This is a genomic window from Botryobacter ruber (genome assembly GCF_003347595.2).
Classification (GTDB): domain Bacteria; phylum Bacteroidota; class Bacteroidia; order Cytophagales; family Hymenobacteraceae; genus Pontibacter; species Pontibacter ruber_A.
On record NZ_QCZK02000059.1, the window covers coordinates 135,573 to 158,730 of the forward strand.

Annotated in this window: 15 protein-coding genes; 11 read left to right on the forward strand and 4 right to left on the reverse strand. The window is 52.8% G+C overall.

The window, feature by feature from the left end; translation table 11 throughout:
• Nucleotides 1–366 precede the first annotated feature (366 nt).
• A complete protein-coding gene (locus DCW36_RS21065; protein WP_240676264.1) occupies nt 367–1,983 on the forward strand; it encodes a glycoside hydrolase family 28 protein in 1,617 nt (538 codons plus the stop codon).
• 168 nt (nt 1,984–2,151) lie between these two features.
• Here DCW36_RS21065 and DCW36_RS21070 read toward each other — a convergent pair whose 3' ends face one another.
• Both DCW36_RS21070 and DCW36_RS21075 read right to left on the reverse strand, forming a co-directional pair.
• Nucleotides 2,152–3,198 carry an aldo/keto reductase gene (locus tag DCW36_RS21070; protein ID WP_114781723.1) on the reverse strand — a complete coding sequence of 349 codons (1,047 nt, stop codon included), beginning with the start codon at nt 3,196–3,198 and terminating at the stop codon, nt 2,152–2,154.
• A gap of 163 nt (nt 3,199–3,361) precedes the next feature.
• Nucleotides 3,362–4,603, reverse strand: a complete 1,242-nt coding sequence (locus DCW36_RS21075; RefSeq protein ID WP_205702975.1) for a cation:dicarboxylate symporter family transporter — start codon at nt 4,601–4,603, stop codon at nt 3,362–3,364.
• Between the two features lie 440 nt (nt 4,604–5,043).
• On the opposite strand from DCW36_RS21075, the gene DCW36_RS21080 reads away from it, so the two are divergent.
• The 7 genes from DCW36_RS21080 to DCW36_RS21110 all read left to right on the forward strand — a co-directional run bounded on the left by DCW36_RS21080 (nt 5,044) and on the right by DCW36_RS21110 (nt 14,373).
• Entirely contained in the window at nt 5,044–6,291 is a 1,248-nt protein-coding gene (locus DCW36_RS21080; RefSeq protein ID WP_114781725.1) for an efflux RND transporter periplasmic adaptor subunit, read from the forward strand.
• 173 nt (nt 6,292–6,464) lie between these two features.
• On the forward strand, nt 6,465–7,934 hold the full coding sequence (locus DCW36_RS21085; RefSeq protein ID WP_114781726.1) for a TolC family protein: 1,470 nt from the start codon (nt 6,465–6,467) through the stop codon (nt 7,932–7,934).
• A gap of 254 nt (nt 7,935–8,188) precedes the next feature.
• Entirely contained in the window at nt 8,189–8,887 is a 699-nt protein-coding gene (locus DCW36_RS21090; protein ID WP_114781727.1) for an ABC transporter ATP-binding protein, read from the forward strand.
• Between the two features lie 4 nt (nt 8,888–8,891).
• On the forward strand, nt 8,892–10,133 hold the full coding sequence (locus DCW36_RS21095; protein WP_114781728.1) for an ABC transporter permease: 1,242 nt from the start codon (nt 8,892–8,894) through the stop codon (nt 10,131–10,133).
• Nucleotides 10,130–11,311, forward strand: coding sequence for an ABC transporter permease (locus DCW36_RS21100; RefSeq protein WP_114781729.1), 1,182 nt, complete (start codon nt 10,130–10,132; stop codon nt 11,309–11,311). The genes DCW36_RS21095 and DCW36_RS21100 overlap by 4 nt, the downstream gene beginning before the upstream one ends.
• Nucleotides 11,312–11,678: 367 nt before the next feature.
• Nucleotides 11,679–13,058: a sigma-54-dependent transcriptional regulator gene (locus DCW36_RS21105; protein WP_114781730.1), complete on the forward strand. Its 1,380-nt coding sequence runs from the start codon at nt 11,679–11,681 to the stop codon at nt 13,056–13,058.
• Entirely contained in the window at nt 13,042–14,373 is a 1,332-nt protein-coding gene (locus DCW36_RS21110; protein WP_114781731.1) for a sensor histidine kinase, read from the forward strand. Before DCW36_RS21105 ends, DCW36_RS21110 begins: the two co-directional genes overlap by 17 nt.
• A gap of 352 nt (nt 14,374–14,725) precedes the next feature.
• On the opposite strand, the gene DCW36_RS21115 is transcribed toward DCW36_RS21110, so the two are convergent.
• Nucleotides 14,726–17,389, reverse strand: coding sequence for a glycoside hydrolase family 31 protein (locus DCW36_RS21115; protein WP_114781733.1), 2,664 nt, complete (start codon nt 17,387–17,389; stop codon nt 14,726–14,728).
• Between the two features lie 393 nt (nt 17,390–17,782).
• Nucleotides 17,783–18,625 (reverse strand): carboxylesterase family protein, encoded by an 843-nt coding sequence (locus DCW36_RS21120; protein WP_240676265.1) that lies wholly within the window; start codon nt 18,623–18,625, stop codon nt 17,783–17,785.
• A gap of 549 nt (nt 18,626–19,174) precedes the next feature.
• Between DCW36_RS21120 and DCW36_RS21125 the strand changes: the two genes are divergently transcribed.
• The 3 genes from DCW36_RS21125 to DCW36_RS21135 all read left to right on the forward strand — a co-directional run bounded on the left by DCW36_RS21125 (nt 19,175) and on the right by DCW36_RS21135 (nt 22,830).
• A complete protein-coding gene (locus tag DCW36_RS21125) occupies nt 19,175–20,713 on the forward strand; it encodes a sulfatase family protein (protein WP_240676266.1) in 1,539 nt (512 codons plus the stop codon).
• 44 nt (nt 20,714–20,757) lie between these two features.
• Nucleotides 20,758–21,897: a formylglycine-generating enzyme family protein gene (locus DCW36_RS21130; RefSeq protein WP_114781744.1), complete on the forward strand. Its 1,140-nt coding sequence runs from the start codon at nt 20,758–20,760 to the stop codon at nt 21,895–21,897.
• A gap of 84 nt (nt 21,898–21,981) precedes the next feature.
• Nucleotides 21,982–22,830, forward strand: coding sequence for an endonuclease/exonuclease/phosphatase family protein (locus tag DCW36_RS21135; protein ID WP_114781736.1), 849 nt, complete (start codon nt 21,982–21,984; stop codon nt 22,828–22,830).
• Nucleotides 22,831–23,158: the final 328 nt, after the last annotated feature.

Consider the following 23,158-nt stretch of genomic DNA (forward strand, 5'->3'; position numbering starts at 1 on the left):
CTGCCTCCCTGACATCCTGCAACCACCTTTACACCTCCTGTTATCTTCCAATGAAACAGCTTCCTGAGAACTAGCTGTTTAAACACTTAAATTTATGATCCGGGCTGCTTCCTGGTTCCTGAGTTACATAGATTACTCCTTCGGGCATAGGTATCCGGCTTTTGCAAGAGTAAATATAATTCATTAGCACTAACAAACGCAAGTTTTTTTATTTATTTATAAATATTATTTTTGTATGTAAATAAATTTTTACTGCCTTAAACGTACGAATTCTTCCTTTTGTTGTACCTTACAAATGCTTGCTTTTATTTTCATAAATTTATTATGTCTAAAAACTTAACAACCTCATTATCAACAACTACCGCCTTGGCCTTACTGGAATGGATTTGTATCCTTTTACCTGCCGCCCTGGCGGTTTCCTGCTCCGGACAACAAGGCAACACCGTACCGGAAACAACGGCTGAATCGCTTGCCGCCATACCTACCATAGCTGAAGTAGGCGCCGCCAACATGCCGGACCATATTGCCCCTGTTACGGCGCCGTTCGACATGCCGCAATTTACCAAACCAACCTTCCCTGCATTAACTGTAAACATTACCGAAAAGGGCGCCAAACAGGACGGTATTACAACCAGCCAGATCCAGGCTGCGATCGATGATGTAAACCAACGTGGCGGCGGCACGGTCGTGGTACCCAAAGGCCAATGGAAAACAGGCCGCATCAGCCTGAAGAGCAACGTGAACCTACACCTGGAAGAGGGGGCCGAACTGCATTTCAGCGGCGAGATAGAAGATTACCGCCCTGCCGTATTTACCCGCAACGAAGGGATTGAAGTGATGTCGCTGGGCGCCTGCATTTATGCCAACGGGCAGGAAAACATTGCGCTTACCGGCAAAGGCAAACTGGTTGGCCCTCCGGCTAAGTCGCCGGTAAGGGAGCGGGTGATGCAGGTGGATGTGATCGAGAATGTGGTGCCGCATACCAAGCCGGTGGCGGAGCGGGTGTACGAGGGTTATAACGATGAATTTATCTTCCTGCCCATGTTCGTGTCGCCAATCAACTGCAAAAATGTATATATAGAAGGTGTGTCGCTGGAGAACACCCCTTTCTGGAACATCGTGCCGGTGTACTGCGACGGCGTGATCATCCGGGGGGTTACGGTTAACTCCGTAGGCATCCCGCGTGGCGACGGCATTGATGTGGAATCGTCCAGGAACGTGCTGATCGAGTACTGCACCCTGAGCTGCGGCGACGACTGCTTTACCATTAAGGCCGGGCGTGGCGAAGACGGTCTGCGTGTAAACAAACCAACCGAGAACGTGGTGGTGCGCTACTGCCTGGCCCGCGAAGGCCACGGCGGCATTACCTGCGGCAGCGAAACTGCCGGCATGATCCGCAACCTGTATGTGCACGATTGTGTGTTTGAAGATACAGGCGTTGGCATCCGCTTTAAAACCCGTCGTCCGCGTGGTGGCGGTGGCGAAAACCTGTACTACGAGCGCATCCGGATGAACCTGCGCGACGATGCCTTCAGCTGGGACATGCTCGGAAGCCGCACCTATGTGGGCGAACTGGCCGACCGCATGCCGCTGCGCGAAATCAACCGCCTCACCCCCGAATACAAGAATATTGTTATCCGTGATGTTATTGTGGAGCACGCCAAACATTTCCTTAAAATTAAAGGCATACCGGAAACACCGCTGACCAACCTGCTGATCGAAAACGCTATCGTTCATTCCAAAGGCCTTATCATTGCCCGCGATGCCAAAGATGTTACGATCCGGAACGTATCGGTTCATGCCCAGGACTCTCTGATTGAAATACTGGATGGCCGCGACATCACATTCGAAAATGTACGGTTCGATGTACCGGGCACGGAGGTAGTCACTAAAATAGAAGGTGAGCTGTCAGACGATATTGAATTTAAGGAAACCACGCCGGCAAAGCCGAAAGGTTGGGAAGACCTGACCTGGAACAAGTAAACTTACAGCAGTAAAACAAAAACAGCAGGGGCTGTTCCGGTAAACTGGAACAGCCCCTGCTGTTTTTTATCAGTAATTTTAACCTTCTCAAAGGAGCAGGGGCTCTGGTGGCAGGTGCAGCAGCATAAAAAGAGACAAACTGTACAAGCTACCTCTGCTTCGTCAGCACTACCCCACCAGGTAAGGCAGATAGCTGGCACTGATCAGGTTCTTGTCTGCCATCGCTTTCCAGAAGGCTTCCGGAATCTGCATGTGGGCCATGTCGATGTTTTCCTGCACGCGCTTCGGGTTGGTGGTGCTTAGAGCCAGGCTTACGACACCCGGTGCATGCAGCGCAAACTGCACACTGGCCTCGGCCGGCTTAATGCCGAATTCCTGGCATAAAGCAACGAAATCCTCGCGCCATTTGAAGATGGCTTTATGTTCTTCGTTGTTCGGGTCGAGCAGCTTATAGTCGTAGTGGTCGCCGCCAATCAGGAAGCCGCCATGGAACACAGCAGAGTTGATAATCTGTACCCCCTTGTCGTGCAGCGACTGCATAAAGTCCAGCAAGTCCTGCGGATGCTCCCGGATGGTCATGCTGTTGGCAATCATCACCCAGTCCAACTGCACATCTTTCGAAATTTTCTCGACCGCTTTCCAGTCTTTGGCACCTACGCCGATGGCTACCACTTTGCCCTGTGCTTTCAGGTCAGCCAGCGCCCGGTAAGCGTCCAGGATGTCCTGGTAGAGTTTTTCTTCTTCTTCCTTGGTTTTTGCCGTTGCCAGGTACTCATCCGGATCGTGCACCGAAACCAATTGCGGAATATAGCCGCCCAGCAGTTCGTTGCCCTGCTCAAAACATTCCAGGATGCCATCGTAGCTGATGCGCTGCACGGCGTCGTACTTCAGGTCTTTCCAAACACCCGGTTCGAATGTTGGCTCCGGTGTTTTGAGTTCGGTGCGCAGCCAGCCCAGTTTGTTGCTGATAACCACCTCGTCGGGTTTCACGCCCAGTTCCCGCAGGCAGTTGCCCAGCGATTCCAGCGCCAGCCCTGCACCGTATTTACCGGCGGAGTCGAAGACGGCTTTGCCTTTGGCGTGTACAAAACACTGCTTCACTATTTCGCATTTTACGCTATCATCGAGGGCAACATACAGGTTCCCTAACCCGCTGGTGCCAAAAATAACAGGAGGGATACGTAATCCGGAGATTTCTTCTTTCTCAACAAACATGGATTGCCGGCTATAATTGATGTATAAATATCAGATTCACTAATAAACACTCGTAATATAGAGCTTAATATATTAAACTCTGATAGATTTCCCGAAATAAATTTCTACGATTTATTCTGAAAAGAAACCAGCCACGCTGCAATACCCATATCGTGAGGAAAAACTAGCCTTGCACAGGCACCTCTGCTACTGCCACCACTTCCGTTGCCTCACCTTCCGGAACTGCATCAGGATGAAACTCATTCTCGCTCTTGGCGATCACAACCGTGGCAATGGCATTGCCAATAATATTGGTGATCGCCCTGGCCTCGCTCATAAATTTATCCACGCCGAGCAAAAAAGCGAGCCCCTCCAGCGGAATCCGGTTTAAAGCAGCCAGTGTAGAGGCCAGCACGATAAACCCGCTCCCGGTAACGCCGGCCGCCCCTTTCGAGGTTACCATCAGGATGCCGATCATGGTCAGCAGCTCCGGCACCGACAGCTGGATGTCGTAAAGCTGGGCCAGGAAGATAACGGCCATCGAGAGGTAAATGGAGGTGCCGTCGAGGTTAAAGGAGTAGCCTGTCGGAATAACCAGTCCCACCACCGATTTGCTGCAGCCCATGCGCTCCAGCTTGTGCATAATAGAAGGTAGCGCCGACTCCGACGAAGAGGTACCCAGCACAATGAGCAGCTCCTGGCGGATGTAGTTCAGAAACCGGAAAATATTCTCTTTGTAATAACGCATAATGGAGCCCAGCACAACAAAGATGAAAAGCCCCATGGTCAGGTATACGGTGCCCATCAGCTTCATGAGCGGCAGAATGGCTTCCAGGCCAAACTTCCCGATGGTGTAGGACATGCCGCCGAAGGCGCCCAGCGGCGCCAGGTACATCACGTATTTCAGGGCTTTAAAAACGATTTTGGAGAGCTTGTTCAGCACCCGGACCGCCTGCAGCCGGTGCCGGGAATAATTTAACCCAACCCCGACGATTATTGCCACCACCAACACCTGCAGCGTTACGTTTGCCATAAAAAACTCCAGCCAATTGAAGCTGCTGGCGGGGCTGCTGGTATACTGGCTGGCATCTTTCATCATCAGCCCGGACTTGTCTATTTTGCCAGGCTGCAGAAAATAAGCCACGGTAACGCCAATAGCCAGTGCCAGCGTGGTCACCACTTCGAAATACAGCAGCGATTTGGCCCCGATGCGGCCCACCTTCTTCATATCGCCCATCCCACTGATGCCCAGCACAATGGTCAGGAAAATGATGGGGCCGATAAACAGTTTAATCAGGTCTACAAAAGAAGTACCGATCACTTCCATTTTCACGGCGGTGGCAGGAGCGAAATGCCCGAGGGTAACGCCGGAAACAATCGCAATCATTACCCAGAAAGTAAGATTCGTAATGATTTTGTACCACATGCTATGCCTCGTTGTCACGGACAATTCCATCTTTAATAAACCCATCTTCCGTTTTTTTGTGTGTAATATGGTGTATGCTGTTCCCCTTGTCGGTTCCTTTTGCCAAGAAGACTACAACAAAAAGCACCTGCTTAGTTCAACCACTGAACAGCTGTTAGCGGAATAAACAGAAATATAAGGAGAAAATCTCACTCTTTTCTCGCTTTACACACGATCAAAACCTTGCTGCAGCTGCCACCATAGCCGCTGCTCCTGCCCGGCGGCTGTTAAAAGTGCTTCACCTGGAAACCAGCCTTTCAAAACCGCACACCCCTGTTCATTTCCGGACACTTTTCAGCAGGAAATCTTATAGCAAAAATTCACAATTATTTGATTTATAATAACTTACACTACTGGCATATAAATTGGCTATATAGTTCTGTACAATACAAAATAAAACTATGGACCGAGAACTATCAGCATCAGCAAAGCAAGCCGGTAAACGCAAACGCATCTGGCAGGTAAGTATAGTCGTGGCTGTACTGGCGGCCGTAATTTTCGGGTTCAGGAGCCTGATTACACCAGCTCTCAGCCGCAGCGAGATTCGTACGGCAAAAGTAGAACGGGGTACGGTTGTGGCGGTTATGAATGCTTCGGGGGTGGTGGTGCCGGAACACGAGCAGGTAATTACTAGCCCCATCCAGGCCAGGATAGAAAAGGTAGTCCGCACGACAGGCGAGCAGGTACAGCCCGGCGACCAGGTGCTCCTCCTCGACCGCTCCTATACCCAACTGGCTTACGATAAACTAAAAGATGAGCAGCAGCTGAACGAACACAAAAGCGTGCAGCTCCGCCTGCAGCTACAGAAAAAACTCAACAGCTTGGAGTCGCAGCTGGCGATAAAGCAGATGAGCGTAAAAACACTGCAGGCGCGGCTGGAAGATGAAACATACCTGCTTAAAATTGGCGGGGGCACCCAGCAACAGGTAGAACAGGCCGAACTCAACCTGAAAATTGCCCAGCAGGAACTGGCCCAGCTGGAGCGCGACATTGTAAGCGAACGCAAACTGCTGCATGCCGACGAGCAGGAACTGGGGTACACACTCGCCATGAACGGCCGGTCGCTGGAAGAGCTGGAGCGGAAGATGCAGCAGGCGGAGGTGCGGGCAACGCGTCCGGGTGTAATCACCTGGGTGAAAAGCGAAGTGGGCAGCAACGTGAACAGCGGCGACATCATTGCCCGCCTGGCCGACCTGAGCAGCTTTAAAGTACAAGCCTCCGTCTCCGATGCCTTTGCCGACCGCCTGCAAACCGGCGGCGAAGCAACCATCCGGGTAAACGACACCGACCTGAAAGGCACTATCTCATCTGTAGAACCTACCGTTACCAATGGCACTGTTACGTTTTATGTTGCCCTGGCCGACAACGCGCACAAGCTGCTCCGCCCGAACCTGCGGGTGGAGGTGCTGGTGACCAGTGCCGTTAAATCGAATACCTTACGGGTGAAAAATGGCCCTTACTTTAACGGCGCTGTCAACAACCAGGTATTTGTGGTGCAGGACGATGAGGTGCTCCGGGTACCGGCCCGCATCGGTGTGAGCAACACGGACTTTGTGGAGCTGGAGGGTGACCTGGTGCCAGGCGATGAAGTAGTCATTTCGTCCATGCAGGATTATGAACATGCGAAAAAGCTAAAGCTGAAACAGTAAAAAAGTCCCCCTTTGAAGGGGGTAAGGGGGATGATGCACGGGCTGTAGAAAAAAAATGAACTGACACAAAGAATTTATTCGCAGTTGTAAATCATCCCCCTACCCCCTTCAAAGGGGGACAAAAAAATAAGCCGATGCAAAATATTACTACCGCCACTTTCCAGAATAAAACTATGAAAAAGTCATTTATCTTATCGTTCGTGTACCTGCTGCTGCCCTGCTGCCAGCTGTTGGCACAACCTGCGGCACGCCGCTTGCACCTGCAGGAGGTGATACAGCTGGCGCAGGAGCAGTCGGCGGAGGCGCGGCAGGTGGTTACCAGCCGCGAAAACAGCTACTGGCAGTGGCGCAGTTTTAAAGCGGATTACCTGCCGCAGCTGAGCCTGAGCGGTACCCTCCCCGACTTCAGCCGCACCATAACACCGGTTACACAACCCGATGGCTCGCTGGAATACCAGCCTGTTTCCAACAACATCTCCGAAGCGGGCATCACCTTGAGCCAGGTCATCAGCCCGACCGGCGGCAAAGTGTTTGTAACCTCGCTGATGCAGCGCTTCGACGACTTCGACCGCCACCAGACCCGCTACAACGGAAACCCCGCTATTATCGGACTGGAGCAGCCGCTCTTTGCCTACAACGCCTTAAATTGGAGCAAACGCATTGAGCCCTTGCGGTATGAGGAGTCGCAGAAGAAATATGTGGAGGAACGGGAGAAAATTGCCGTGAAAGCTACCGGCCTGTACTTCGACCTGCTGCTGGCACAGGTAAACAAAAGCATCGCGGCCAAAAACCTGGCGAATAACGACACGCTGTACCAGGTGGCGGAGGAAAAGTACAAGCTTGGCCGCCTCTCCCGCAACGACCTGCTGCAGCTGCGCCTGGCGGTGCTTAATGCCGACCTGGCCCTGGCACAGGCCGCCCTGGATGAGCAAACGGCTACCCTCGCCCTGCGCAACTACCTCGGCCTGCCGGACAGCGGCCCCTTCACCCTCGCCGTTCCGGAAGACATACCCGATGCAGGTGCAGTGGCTCTGGTGGCAGTAGCAGAAGCCAAAAAGAACCGCAAGGAAAGCAGCAACTTCCGAAGGAGGTTACTCGAAGCAGAAAGCCTGGTAGCCAAAGCCCGCGGCGACAACGGTTTCAATGCCAGCGTGTTTGCCACCTTCGGTCTCACCAGCCGCGGCGGCACCCTCACCGACATCTACTCCCGCCCCGATAACCAGCAGCGTGTCCGCATCGGCTTCAGCATGCCGCTCATGGACTGGGGCCGCCAGCGTTCCATCTACAAAGTGGCGGAGTTAAACCAGCAGTTGGTGGAATATACCATCAACCAGGAAGAAACTAACTTTGAGCAGGCGGTTGTCACGCAGGTGCACCGGTACAACACCCTCCGGAGCCGCATTAAAACAACTGCTGAAGCAGACACCATTGCCGCTGAACGCTACGAGATAGCCCGGAACACCTTCCTGATCGGGCGCATCAGCATTACCGAACTCAACATCGCCCTGAGCGAGAAAGACCAGGCCCGGCGCGCCTACATCACCTCCCTCAGCGAATTCTGGAGCGCTTACTATAACCTGCGGCAACTCACCCTGTTCGATATCGAACAGCAGCAGCCGATTGGGGTAGAGGTGGTAAGGTGATGATGACAAAAAACTCAGCTATGAAAACAGGCGCAAGCAAAGGAGGAAAGCAAGGCACCCCTCCTTAGACAAGGAGGGGTGCCGCAGGCGGGGTGGTTTGACCCGGTATTTCAGAAAAATATAAAAACACAGCTTATTTCTACAGCCCCGGGTCAAACCACCCCTGCCCCTCCTTGTCCAAGGAGGGGAGTTTCTGGACTACTTACTAATCTATTAAACAATTATAATTCAGCAATAAAACCTAAATTAGAACTATGATCAAGTTATCAGACATCGAAAAGGTCTACCAGACAAAATCTATCGAAACGGTAGCCCTGCAGCACGTGAACCTGGAGGTTCCGAAAGGCGAATTCCTGTCCATTATGGGTCCGTCGGGTTGCGGCAAATCCACGCTGCTCAACATCATGGGCCTGCTCGATGTGCCGAGCAAAGGCGTGGTAGAGATTGACGGACAAACAATCCTCAGCTACAAAGACAAAGAACTGGCGCATATCCGCAACCAGAAAATAGGGTTTGTATTCCAGAGTTACCACCTAGTGCAGGACCTGAGCGTGCTCGACAACGTGGAACTGCCCCTCCTCTACCGCAGCGGCATCTCCGGTTCGGAGCGCAGCAAAAGAGCAAAGATAGCTTTGGAGAAAGTTGGCCTCAGCGCCCGCACCCGCCATTACCCCAGCCAGTTATCGGGCGGGCAGCGGCAGCGGGTGGCTATTGCCAGGGCTTTAATCGGGCAACCGGAAATTATCCTGGCCGACGAACCCACCGGTAACCTCGATTCGGTGATGGGCGAAGAAATCATGAACATCCTCCTCGACCTGAACCGCGAAGACGGCACCACTATCGTAATGGTGACGCACGACGAAAACATGGCGCTTAAAACTGAACGGCTTATCCGCTTCTTCGATGGGCAGCAGGTATCCGATGCCAGAATGTACGACTTCCAAAAAGTATAAGGCCATGCTGAAGAATTATCTTAAAATAGCCTGGAAGGTACTCCTGCGGCGCAGGTTCTTTACCTTCATCAGCCTCTTCGGCATCAGCTTTACCTTGATGGTGCTGATGGTGGTGACATCTCTTTTTGACCACGTATTCGGCCCGCAGATGCCGGAGCGGGAAATGAACCGGTTGCTTTTCGTGAACATCATGCGCAAGCAGCTCGACAATGGGCATACCCAAAGCGGCCCGCCCAGCTACCACTTCCTCAACCGCCACGTCCGCACACTAGAAACACCCGAAAACGTGTCTGTTAATTCTGTTTTCGTGACCGTGAACAGCTATGTAAACAACCGCAAACTGGCTCTCGACCTTAAGTTTACCGACCAGGCGTTCTGGGAGATCCTCGACTTCAATTTCCTGGAAGGCCGTGCCTTCGGGCAGCAGGAAACGGATAATGCCAGCCGCGTGGCGGTTATCAACCAGAGCACGCGTGACAAGTATTTTGGTTCGGGTGAGGCTGTAGGACAAACCATTGAAGTAGACCAGGTAAAGTACCGTGTAATAGGCGTTGTAGAAGATGTACCTGTGCTGCGCCTCCACTCCTATGCCGATGTGTGGGTGCCGGTTACGCTCCGCAGCAAAGATTTTAATAAAGCTGATCTCAACGGCGAATATTTTGCCACCATTAAAGCACGCCAGTCTGCTGACATTCCCAAAATCAAGGAGGAGTATGCGCAGATGATGCACCAGGTGGAGCTGTCTCACCCGGAAAAAGGGATAAAGCTCTACTCCTTCCCCGACTCCGTACTGGAAAGCTTCGCCCGCAACTTTTTAGGGAACGGCCGCGAAAACAAAACAGCCTTCCTGTATGGCATTCTGGCTTTAGTTGCCTTCCTGTTCATGCTGCTGCCTGCCATCAACCTGGTCAACATCAACATCAGCCGCATCCTGGAGCGGTCGTCTGAAATTGGCGTGCGGAAAGCCTTTGGCGCTTCGTCTGCTACCATCATCGGGCAATTTCTTATCGAAAACATTTTCCTGACACTGCTGGGCGGGCTGCTGGGCTTTGTGTTGTCGGCGCTGGTGCTGGAGTTAATAAACGACAGCGGCCTTATCACCTACGCCGATCTGAGCCTGAACCTGCGCGTCTTTGGCTGGGGACTGCTGCTCTGCCTGGTGTTCGGGCTGCTTTCCGGGGTTTACCCGGCTTTTAAAATGTCACGTTTGCAACCTGTTGAAGCACTGAAAGGAGGTACCAAATGATACGCCACTTATTTAAACTGATCTGGAACCGGAAGAAAAGCAACTTCCTGCTGATTACTGAAATTTTCTTTTCCTTTATGGTGCTCTTCGCGGTACTGAGCTTCGTGTTCTACAACTACTGCAACTACACCAAGCCGCTCGGCTTCGACCACCAGGATGTGTGGCAACTCACGCTCCGCACCAACTCCGACTCTACCGCCCAGAACCGGCTGATACAAGAGCAGTTGCTACAGCGGGTGAAGAGCTTCGATGAAGTGGAGCATGTCTCCCTCTCCAACAGCAACGTTCCTTTTGCGTTCAGCATGATGACAAACAGCCTCTCCTATGGCAGCAACAAAGAGGTGCAGGCGAACGTGTACGATGTGCAGGACGATTTTAAAGACGTGATGAAGTTGCAGCTGCAACAGGGCCGTTGGTTTGGTCCGCAGGACGACGCTTCGCGCCACCGGCCTATCGTTATCAACCTGATGTTGAAACAAAAACTGTTCGGTGAAGAAGAAGCCATCGGCAAACTCATTCCCATCAACGACTCCACCAACTACACGGTTATCGGGGTGATGGATTACTACAGGGCCTACAGTGAATTTAATGCCGAAGAACCTGCTTTCTTTTCCCGCATTAACCTGCAGCAAAACGAGCATGCCTTGTGGAGCAGCCTGCTTATCCGGGTGAAGCCGGGCACGGGCGTGGCCTTCGAGGAGAAGATGGTACGGGAGCTGTCCCGCATTGCGCAGAACTGGACACTGGAAGTAACTACGCTGGAGAAAATGCGCAAGAGCAAAGCCAGGCTTACCCTTGTGCCCATGATAGCGCTGGGGCTGGTGTGCGGCTTCCTGATTTTCAATGTGGCGCTGGGACTGTTTGGCGTGCTCTGGCACAACATCAACCGCCGCCACAGCGAAATTGGCCTGCGCCGTGCTCTTGGCGCTTCGTCTGCCCAGATTTACCGGCAGTTTATTGGCGAGGTGCTGGTGCTGGCTACGTTCGGTCTGCTGCTGGGCGTGGTGTTTGCCATCCAGCTGCCCCTGCTGGAGGTAATGCAGGTGGAGTCGGTGGTGTATATCTCGGCCCTGTTCGCTGCAGTCGGCCTGATTTACCTGCTTACCGCCCTCTGCGCCTTCTACCCCAGCCGCCAGGCCGCTGCCATACAGCCTGCTGTGGCGCTGCACGAGGAGTAGTGGAGATGGTTATGTGAAAAAAAAGCAGGAAAAATAAGGTCAGAATTGGCAGCCATGTGTAATAAATCCCCCTTGGCGAAGGGGGTAGGGGGATTGAACGGAACTGCAGAAGAAACAACCTATAAAAGCAGTGACTTCAGAGAGTAGTACAGATACAAGATTTAATCGCAGTACCTACCAATCCCCCTACCCCCTTCGCCAAGGGGGATTTAGTTACTACTCCCTTGCCTGATTTTAAAGCTAGCATCTGTTCCAATGACTATGGTCGAAGCTACTGTGACCTTTCCCTTTAAGACTACTTTCAAACTTGGACAAAAATATCGGTTAAAGTTTTATCTTTATACTGCCTTAACAGCAGCCACACTACATGATCCTGATTATCGACGACGATATTGCCGTACGTGCTTCGCTTAGCCTGCTGCTCAAGCAGAACAGGTTTAAAACGAAAGAGGCTGCCTCTCCCAAAGAGGCGCTGGAACTGGCGCGCCTGCACCCCTTCCAGCTCGCGATTATGGACATGAACTTTTCCATCGACACCACGGGGTATGACGGGCTGCAGCTGCTGGGGCAGTTTAAAAAGCTGTACCCGCAGCTACCGGTTATCCTCATCACGGGCTGGGGCTCTATCGGACTGGCCGTGGAAGGCATGCGTGCCGGAGCCGCCGATTTTATCACCAAACCCTGGAGCAACGATTATGTGGTGCAGGCGGTGCGAACAGCTCTGAGCCTGTCAGAACAAACAGCCGATGCCGGCGATTCACTCTCCCGCCAGAAGCTCGACCGGCAGTACGACTTCAAAAATATCGTGGGGCAGGACCCGCAACTGCTGCAGCTACTCAAGCGCATCGGCCAGATTGCGCCCACCGATGCTTCTGTGCTTATTGAAGGCGAAAGCGGTACCGGCAAGGAACTGATTGCAGAAGCGGTGCACCGGAACAGCCTGCGCAAATCGCAGCCCTTCGTAAAAGTGAACCTGGGCGGCATCTCGGCCAGCCTGTTCGAAAGCGAAATGTTCGGGCACAAACGGGGCGCTTTTACCGATGCCAAAGCCGACCGCGTTGGACGCTTTGAGCTGGCCAACAAAGGCACCATTTTCCTGGATGAAATCGGGGAACTGGACCTGAGCAGCCAGGTGAAGCTGCTGCGTGTGCTGCAGGACCGCACCTATGAAGTGCTCGGCGACAGCCGCTCCCGAAAGCTGGACATCCGGGTGGTGTGCGCCACCAACCGCGACCTGGCAAAACTGGTGGAGGAAGGCAAGTTCCGCGAAGACCTCTACTACCGCATCAACCTGATAAAAGTAAAACTGCCCCCTTTGCGCGAGCGCCCGGACGATATTCCGTTGCTGGTTCAGTTTTTTGTGGATAACCTGAAGAAAACCTACCACCGGCCGGAGCTGGAAGTAAGTCCGCGGGCACTGCAGTGGCTGAAAGAACTGCCGCTGCCCGGCAACATCCGCGAACTGAAGAACATGGTAGAGCGTACGGTACTGGTGGCAGAAAGCAAGGTGCTGGAGGTTTCGGATTTCCAGGCGCAGGCCCAGCAGAGCCCCGCCAAACCCGGCGACAAAACCCTGCCCGCCGTAGGCACCATGACCCTGGACGAAATGGAAGCTTCCATGATCAGAAAGTCGATGGATTACTACCACAACAACATCAGCAAAGTAGCCCGGGCTTTGGGGTTAAGCCGCGCCGCCCTTTACCGCCGCCTCGAAAAATTCGACATCCCTTATGACCCTGCGGACTAAGTTCATCCTGTTTGCCGTGTTCATTCACGGACTGCTGGGGGCGCTGGCCTGGTACCTGTTGCAGCACAACAAGTACCTGTTCCTGGTGATGGAGCTGCTCATAATCGGTTCTGTGCTGGTAACGGTGCAGCTGTACCAGGCCTTTTTCAAACCGCTCACGCTCATCAGGGCCGGCATCGAATCTATCCGCGACAAAGACTTTTCTACCAAATTTATGGCTGTGGGCCAGCAGGAGCTGGACGAGCTGGTAAACGTCTACAACCGCATGATCGACCAGCTGCGGCACGAGCGGGTGGCGCAGGCCGAAAAGCATTTCCTGCTCGAAAAACTGATTCAGGCTTCTCCTGCCGGCATCATCCTGCTGGGCTTCGACAACCAGGTGGAGAGCCTGAACCCGGCGGCGGAGCGTTTCCTGGGGGTACCGGCAAAATCGGTACTGGGCAAGCATGTGGGGCAGCTGCCGGAGGTGTGGGCACAGCAGCTGAAAAACCTGCCAACCGGGCAGTCGGTTACCTTCCGCATTCACGGCACCTGGACCTACCGCTGCCACCGTGCCCATTTCCTGGATCGTGGCTTCCAGCATTACTTTATTTTGATTGAGGAGCTGACGGAGGCCATCCTGAAAAACGAGCGGCAGGCTTATGAAAAGGTTATCCGGATGATGTCGCATGAGGTGAACAACTCGGCGGGCGCCATCAATTCTATTCTCGGTTCGCTGCAGTACTACGCGCCGCAACTGCAGCCCGACGACCAGCAGGACTTCGAGCACATCCTGCAGGTAGCCATCGACCGCAACACGAACCTAAGCCGGTTCATGGCCAATTTTGCCGAAGTGGTGCGTTTGCCCAAACCGAAGAAAACGCTGGTGGATGTGCATGACCTCGTGCGACGGCTGCACCGCCTGCTGCAACCCGAACTTCAGCGCCGCCACATCACCTTCACCTGCACGTTCGCACCACAGCCTTTGCTGGTGCAGCTCGACGAACAGCAGATGGAGCAAGTGCTGCTGAACATCTTCAAAAATGCGATGGAAGCCATCGAAGCAGATGGAGGTATTGAGGTAACAACACAGCAGGAGCCACCTTCCATCACCATCACCGACACCGGCGGCGGCATCCCGGAAGAAGTACTCCCCCACCTCTTCACCCCCTTCTACAGCACCAAAGAAACCGGCCAGGGCATCGGGCTGACAATGATCCGGGACATCCTGGTAAACCACGGCTTCAGCTTTTCCTTGAAACCGCTGCCGGATGGCTTAACCTGTTTCCGGATTAACTTCAAACAGGAAAAGCTGTCAGCTATTAAGGTTGATTAAGGACTGGTTTGCCCAGGGAGTTTTTATCCCCCTTGGCGAAGGGGGCAGGGGGATTGATGGCTACTGCTGATAAACAAAACCTTAATATCGCCTCCTGTAAATCCATCTTCTTTGTTTTGATTCTGCTGCAATACCGGGCCAATCCCCCTACCCCCTTCACCAAGGGGGATTTTTTTTTCGCTACGTTCCTTTTAATGAAATCGGCTTTCTAATGAAACACACTCCTCAATAAAGCAGCAGCGGCAATGGTGGCAGCTGCTGCAAAGCTGAAAAGTTCTGCTGCAGCTGCCACCATTGCCGCTGCTCCTGAAAATCCTTCAATCTGCTTCATCCCGGTTCAGACAAAATACTACTACTCCAACTCCAGGTGCTTTACCAGGTGCTGTACCTTCTCCTTCTCGACATAAGGTAAGGTAAGCAGAATTTCCTTTAAGCCTGCTTTGGCAGCATTCAGCTGCTGCAGTTCCGGGTACGCGCGTTCGGGATGGTACAGCAGGATGTTCCGGATGTTGCCCAGTTCGTAGATGGAGTTAGGCAGGGTGCCGCCCCAGTCTTTTTCGGCTACAATAAACTTCAGCTGCTCCGTTACCCAGGCCAGGCGCTGCAAAAACCCTTTGTTGCCGTTTAACACCTGTTGCTGCTCGGCAAAGGTTTTATCAAAACGCACGGTCACTTCCATGTTTTGCGTAACTGTTTTTTCCGGGATGTGAATGGAGGTGTAGAAGTCGTGGTTAGAGTACGACCAGGTGCCCGGCTTTTTATCTGCATCATAGCTGTAGCTGGTGCCGTCTACAATCACTTCTGCAGGTGGAATGGAGCTGAGTAGCTGCAGTTCAAACGCACGGCCCTGCGGCATACCTTCGTAGCTTCCTTTCACCGGCTCCACGACAATTTTCATGGCCTTATCGGATATATTTTCCCGCGTAATGGTTCGGGTCGCAAAGGCCCCTGTTTTATAGTTATCCGTGATGCCGTCGTCTTCATACACTTGTGTCCGGGCGCGTTGTGTTCCCGGCACAAAGGCAAGCACCTGCGTAACCGGCACTTCCTGCAGGTTGTCTACATCCGTATACATGGGAATGATGCTGCCCGCCTTCATGTAAAGCGGCACCTCTTCCAGCGAAAATTTGCGTTTTGCTACCTGGTTTCCTTTGAGCAACGTGCCGGTTGTGTATTCATACCAATCATCTCCCTGCGGCAGCCAGACCGTGCGTTCGGCTAACAGGCTTTCTTTGGCAACAGGGGTGGTAACAGGGGCTGCCAGCATGTCGTCGCCGAACATGTACTGGGTTTTGTGCGTGTAGGCTTTATCCTCATTCGGGTAGTCGTAGTACATGGGTCTGCACAGCGAGATGCCGGTATCGTAAGCCACGCGGGAATTTTTGTAAATGTAAGGCGCCAGCGCATACCGAAACTTAACGGCATCGCGCATGGGCGCAAAATGTGCCGGGAATTTCCAGAAGCGGCGTTCGAGTTCGGAGATTTTAGAAGCGTGTGTCCGCAGAATCGGGCTGAGGACGCCGAACTGAATCCAGCGCAGATACATTTCGCCTTCGGTGGGTCCGCCCGTGATGTGGCCGCCGATGTCGTGGCTCCAGTAGCCGTAGCCTACGTTGGATGCAGTAGAGGTAAAATAGGTTTCAAAATCCAGTGTTTCCCAGGTGGTGTGGGCATCGCCGGAAAAGCCGATCTGGTAGCGGTGGTTGCCCATCCCTCCCCAGCGGTGGAACAGCATCGGGCGCTTGTTTCCTTTCCTGGCCATATCGGTGAAGAAGGTGTAGTTGAGCCACCAGGTATTACTCAGGCCTTTCACCTGCTTGTCTTCCAGGTACTGCTGCCAGTCGAGCCACCAGAAATCGACGCCCATTTTCTCCATTGGCTCCAGCACGATATCAAAATAGGTTTTGGCCCACTTTTTATCCGACATAGCAAACGGGATGTAGGCGCTGCCGGTGGTATCGAAGGCATAGGCGCGGGCAAAGTCGGCGTACTGCTCTTCCATTGGCGAAATGCCGGATGCAGGATGCAGGTTGAGAGTTGTCTTCAGGTTCTCTTCGTTTGTCCATTGCAGGAATTTGGCGGGTTCCGGGAAAAGATTTTTGTTCCAGGTGTAGCCCGTCCAGCCGACCCACTGCCCCATCGGGTCTGTTTTAGGGTTGTTGGCGCTGAAGCCATAGGTTTCGTGCCAGTCCATGTCGATAACCAGCACATCCAGCGGAATATCGTAGCTCCTGATTTGTTTCACCAGCTCCCGCAGTTCGCTGTCGGAGTAAATCCAGTAGCGCGACCACCAGTAGCCAAAAGCATATCTTGGCGGCATGGGTATTTTACCAGCCACTTTGGTAAAATCCTGCAGCGCCTGTTTATAGTTGTGCCCGTAGGCGAACAGGTACCAGTCGATAACTTCTTTGTTCTGGCGGGGGGTTACCCAGTTCCAGTCGGTAGCGCCGTCGAAGAGGTTGGTCTTGCTGTCGTTGATCAGTGCCCAGCCGCTCCGGGACAGCAGGCCCGGCTCCAGTTTCTTTTCACCGTCCCAGCCTTTCACCTGGTCGAGGGTGCGCATGGTGCCTTTCAGGTTCTGCGTGTCTTCCATACCGGGTTTCCAGGTAACTTTTCTGCCTGCCACTTTAAACTCCACCGTTAAGTTCTGCGCGTTAAACGGCTGCCCGTCCTGTGTGTAGGTAAGGGTAAGCTCATTGGTCCGGATAACCAGGTTTTTGCCTCTCCGGCGGGTGGTAAATTTAGGAACGGGCAGGTTGCGGTTGATAAAAACCAGCGACGCTTTGTCGGTAAAATCCTGGCCCGCGGCATACTCCATCCGGATCAGCTCCGGCGTCAGGACCGTAAACCGTGCATTGCCCGCGACGACTACGGCTTTGGGATTAGCGACAGGATTGGTGGCGTTTTCGCTTTGGGCAGCGGTTGCCTGCGCTTTGGTTTGTTGCGTTTCCGGCTGCGCCTGTAGCGGAAGCACCTGCAGGTAGGCTGCCAGTAGAAGAAGTAAAAAGTGTTTCATGGTGTTTTCTGTTACTGCTGGAATGCTGCTATTCGCTCTGGTTAGCTAAATATTTTTTTGTCCTCCATTAAAGCTAATCTTGTATGGAAAAAGAAAAGGTACTGGAGCATAATTTAATTTGCTGGTGCGAGCTTGTAGCTCGTACTTACTTACCACCATAAAAAGCATGATGTTTAGTAGACAGGCTGTATTTTAGCTTGGGAAATGAAAGTACGAGCTACAAGCTCGCACCAGCGCACCCGTTTCCCTACAAGATTTGCTTCAAAGGGGAACTTGTTCGCACTATCTACAATTTCTCGAATCCTTTAGCATGTGCAGCGGCTATGGTGGCAGGAGCAGTAAACTTTTTACAAGCTTTTTTCTTTTCTGCTCCTGCCACCACACCCGCTGTTGCTAAAACAGGCGTTCGAAAAAGCTTTTCTTGCGGTGCGAGAAGAGCCAGGGCAACAGGTCCGGTTCTTTAAAGGCGTAGTCCCAGCTGTTGTGATTCACGCCGGGGTAAATAGTGAACTTTACATCGCCGCCTGCTTTCCGGATGGCATCTACCATCACCTCCGACTTCTCAACCGGCACGATCCCGTCTTCGGCGCCATGAAACACCCACAGGTCCACACGCTTCGCATACTCGTCTGCTCCTGCCGGATGCCCGCCGCCGCAGATGGGAAACGCTGCGGCAAACATGTTAGGCTCCCGGCGCAGCAGCTCGAAGGTGCCCATGCCGCCCATCGACAAACCGCCCAGGTACATCCGCTTGTCGTCTACGCTGTCCCAGTCCTCCAGCTCATCCACAAAGCGGAGCAAGGCCCGCATGGCCATGGTGGGCTCGCCTTTTTCTTCCAAATAATTAAAGGTGCGCTTCCCTGTCTCATCCCGCACGATGTTCACGTTCGACCAGTACGAATCTTTGGGGCACTGCGGGAACACCACGATGGCCGGGAACTGCTTCCGGTACTCCGGCTGCAGGAACATCCTGGCCCCATGCACCAGCTGCGACTCATTATTATTTCCGCGCTCGCCTGCTCCGTGCAGCACCAGGATGAGCGGGTACTTTTTCTTCGGATTGAAATTCTCGGGGTACAGGATGCGGTAAGGCAGCGTGTCGCCATTGGCTACAAAGGTTTTGCGTTCATACTGGCTCAGGTCCTGCGCCTGCACCACGTTAAAAAAAAGCATCGTGAACAGGGCTGCTAGTAGTAATGTCTTTTGTTTCATCTGGTCTTCGTATTTTCTACTCATTTATAGTTGCTGGTGCAGCACACCATTTGTTATACCACCTGCTATTCACATAACTCCTGTGCCATGCATCATATTCGTTTTATTATACACCAGGATGTGCAGGATGTGCACACTACCAGGATACAATCCAGACACAGAACTCCCGCTTTTCTTACGGCAGGACACCCGGTTTGGTATGTAAATATATTAAACTGAACAGCCCGAAAAATAAAAAAACCCCTAAAACAAACGTTAGTGCGAAATTGTAGTAGTAAAGTAGAAGTGTGATGTGGTAATGTAGGGGTGCAATTTTGTGATAAGAGCAATATAACCTGAATATTTGCATCGAAAACAATGAAGTACAGCAGCCCTGTTTCCATATCGCAATTCAGTACAAAGTGCTCAACATACCACGTTTCTGACACAGCTGCAACGTGCCGCTTTTTCAGGAAGCAAACAGGCAAAGCTAATACGCCGCTTACCCCATGTGTATCGCCCTTGCACCGGACTTACAGGCAGCCATCACCCTAATCTATAAATCTACTTTCTTAAATAGTTTAAATTAAAATCATGGTAAAAAAAGCTATCACATCAATTGCCGGAAGAATGTCATTTCTGCTGATCTTCCTGGCGCTGGGGTCGTGTACGAAGCCGCTGCAGGCGCAGCAAAAAGCGGGTAACAAGCCGATGAATGTTATCTTCATCCTGAGCGACGACCACCGCTACGACTTTATGGGCTTTATGAACAAAGTGCCGGGGCTGCAGACGCCCAACATGGACCGTATGGCCAGGGAAGGCGCACACCTGGAAAACGCCTTTGTTACCACCGCCCTGTGCTCGCCCAGCCGCGCCTCCATCCTTACTGGCCAGTACGCCCATACGCACACCATCGTGGATAACAACGCCCCGATACCGGAGGGCCTGACCTTCTTCCCGCAGTACCTCCAGAAGCAGGGTTACCAGACCGGCTTCTTCGGCAAGTGGCACATGGGCCACGAAGACGACATGCCGCAGCCCGGTTTCGACCAGTGGGTCAGCTTCAGGGGCCAGGGCGTTTATTTCAACCCGGTGCTGAACATTAACGGTAAATCAGTAAAGCAACCCGAAGGAACTTATGTAACAGATCTGCTCACGGACCAAACGCTGGACTGGCTGAACAAACGCGACAAGAACAAGCCGTTCTTTGCTTACCTTTCGCACAAGGGCGTTCATGCCGAATTTCAGCCGGCTCCGCGTCATGCCGGCAAATACAAAGACATGCCCATTGTCAGCCCGCAGTCTATGTACCTGACGGCTACAGAAGAGAGCCCTGTTTTTGGCAAAAAGCAGGAGCCCCAGGGCCCGGTAAACACCCGAGATATTCCGGAGTGGGTGCGCAAGCAGCGCAACAGCTGGCATGGTGTGGACGGCATGTATGACGGCGACATCAAGTTTGATGTGTTCTACCGCAACTACCTGGAAACGCTGCTGAGCGTGGACGAGAGTATCGGCAAAGTGCTGGCCTGGCTTAAAAAAGAAGGGCTGGATAAAAACACCATCGTGTTTTATATGGGCGATAATGGTTTTATCTTTGGCGAGCACGGCCTGATAGACAAACGCAATGCCTATGAGCCGTCGATGCGGGTGCCGCTGCTGGTGCGTGGTCCGGGTGTGGTGAATGCAGGCATTAAAGTGCCGCAGATGGTGATGAACATCGACATTGCGCCAACCATTATGGACATGGCCGGCATGTCGACACCGGAAAACATGCAGGGCCGCACTTTTCTCCCGCTGCTGAAAGGAGAAAAGGTACCGTCGTGGCGCGACAGGATTTTTTATGAGTATTACTGGGAGTGGGCTTTCCCGCAGACGCCAACCGTATTCGCCATCCGTACCGACCAATACAAGTACATTTACAACCATGGTCTGTGGGATATAAACGAGTTGTACGACATCAAAGCAGACCCGGAAGAAATGAACAACCTGATTCGCAGTCCGCAGCACCAGCAGGTAGCCGCACAGCTGAAGAAAGAGTTGTGGGACTGGCTCGAGCGTACCGGCGGCCTGCAGATACCGCTCAAGCCTGTGCCACACCGCCGCATCGACCTGCCATTTAAAGGCACTTATTAAGTAGTGCTGGTGTTAGGAAGATATTGTTCCAGAAAAATTATTACATGTTTACAACCCAAAAGATTACCCTCTTTTTTACCGGCATCGCCCTCCTTTGCCTCCCTGCCTGCCAGTCAGGCGGGGGCAAAGAAGCGGAGGTGGTAACAGCTACCGCAACCGAAGCCAGCGAAACAACCCACTGCAGCAGCAACCTGCCAGCCCGCTTTGCCGCTTCATCCGACACGGCATCTTACCAGGCAAAGGAACTGTCGCACGATGGGATGGTTTGGATTGAAGGGGGAAGCTTCGGCATGGGCGCCACCGATACCGAAGGCCGCCCTGATGAGTATCCGCAGCACCAGGTAAAGGTGAAGGGCTTCTGGATAGATGCCACCGAAGTAACCAACGCCCAGTTTGCCGAGTTTGTGAAAGCAACCGGCTATGTAACAACCGCCGAACGCGCCCCGGATTGGGAAGAACTGAAGCTGCAACTGCCGCCCGGCACACCAAAGCCCCACGACAGCTTACTGGTAGCAGCTTCGCTGGTGTTTACGCCACCGGCACAGCTGGTATCGCTGCGTAACCCCGGCCAGTGGTGGAGCTGGAAAAAAGGAGCCGACTGGCGCCACCCGCAGGGCGCTGGCAGCAGCATCAAAGGCAAAGAAAATCATCCGGTGGTGCAGGTTTCCTGGGACGATGCCATGGCTTATGCCAAATGGGCCGGGAAGCGGTTGCCTACCGAAGCCGAGTGGGAATTTGCAGCCAGAGGCGGCATGCAGGACCAGAAATACCCGTGGGGCAACGAGGATGTAGAGCAAGGCAAGCCCAAAGCGAACACCTGGCAGGGCACCTTCCCGGTAAAGAACACCGGCTGGGACAAGAATACAGGGCTGTCGCAGGTTAAAAGCTTTGCGCCGAACAAGTTCGGCCTTTACGACATGTCAGGCAACGTATGGGAATGGTGCGCCGACTGGTACGATGCCAACTACTACAAAACAGTAGCCTCCGGCGTGTCAGACAACCCGAAAGGGCCGGCCAGAAGCTATGATCCGGACGAACCTTCCACCCCGAAGCGGGTAGTGCGCGGCGGCTCCTTTATGTGCCACAGCAGCTACTGCAAAGGCTACCGCGTTACTTCCCGCATGAAATCGTCGGCAGATACCGGCCTGGAGAATACCGGGTTCCGGTGTGTATCGTCGGAGTAGGAGGAAAACAGCAAGAGTAAGTAAAGTCGCCCTTCAAATGAGGACAAAATATTTCCAACTGAAGATGCTTTAACTAACCTAATCATGAAGCTCATAAAACTGTTATGTATTGCGGCCTTCCTGTTGTGTGCAACAACTGCCCCACAGGCGCAAACACTGAAGGTGGCCACCTACAACATCAAGTACGACGAAGTCAGGGATACGGTGAATGCCTGGAAAACACGCCTGCCCTTGCTGACGGGACTTATCCGGTACAATGACTTTGATATTTTCGGGACGCAGGAAGGACTGCACCACCAGTTGCAGGACATGACCCATGAAATGCCAGGCTATGCGTATATTGGTGCAGGCAGAGACGATGGTAAACAGAAGGGGGAGTTTTCGGCTATTTTTTATAAAACCGATAAATTCAAACTGCTCAAAAACGGAGATTTCTGGCTTTCCGAAACACCCGATAAACCGGGCAAGGGCTGGGATGCGGCTTACCCGCGCATTGGCACCTGGGGGCAGTTCCAGGACAAAGCTACCGGTTTCACGTTCTACCTCTTCAACATGCACTTTGATAACCGGGGAGAGCAGGCGCGGGAAGAAAGCGCGAAACTGGTGCTGCGCAAGATAAATGAACTGGCTGGAAAATCGCCTGTTATCCTGACCGGCGACTTTAACTTCAGCCAGGACAATCCTGTTTACCAGCTTATCACTTCCTCTGCTCTGTTAAAAGATGCCTACCAGTTGGCAGATGTTAAGTATGCCCCAAGCGGCACGTTTAACAACTTTGGCGCCCAACACATCACCAACGATAGGATAGATCATATTTTCCTGACGTCCGGGTTTAAAGTGCAACGCTACGGCATCCACACCGACACCTACGGCAAAGGGAAATACCCGTCTGACCACTTCCCGGTGTCGGTGTTGATTTCTTACAAGAAGTAATAGCCGGATAAAGCAGCGTCTGCTAATTGAAAGCCACAGCCCCCGCCAGTTTCACAATACGTGTTAAAGGCGGGGGCTGTGGCTTTGGTGGGTGGTGGTGCAGAATTTATACCAACTAAAAAGTACCTTCCATTCTATAAACTCTAGTAGCTGGCCTTACTGGAGCTTGCCCACAAGGTACTGTCTTAAAAGTCAAGTTTTTTTATAGGATAATTTTGTTATCTTTGTCTTACCCAAAAGAGAGCTCCCAGCCGAAAGGTCACGGATGTTCATCTTGTGTAGCCCCGCTAGCCGGGGCTACTTTTTTATGCTGCTGCGCAGCAACCCA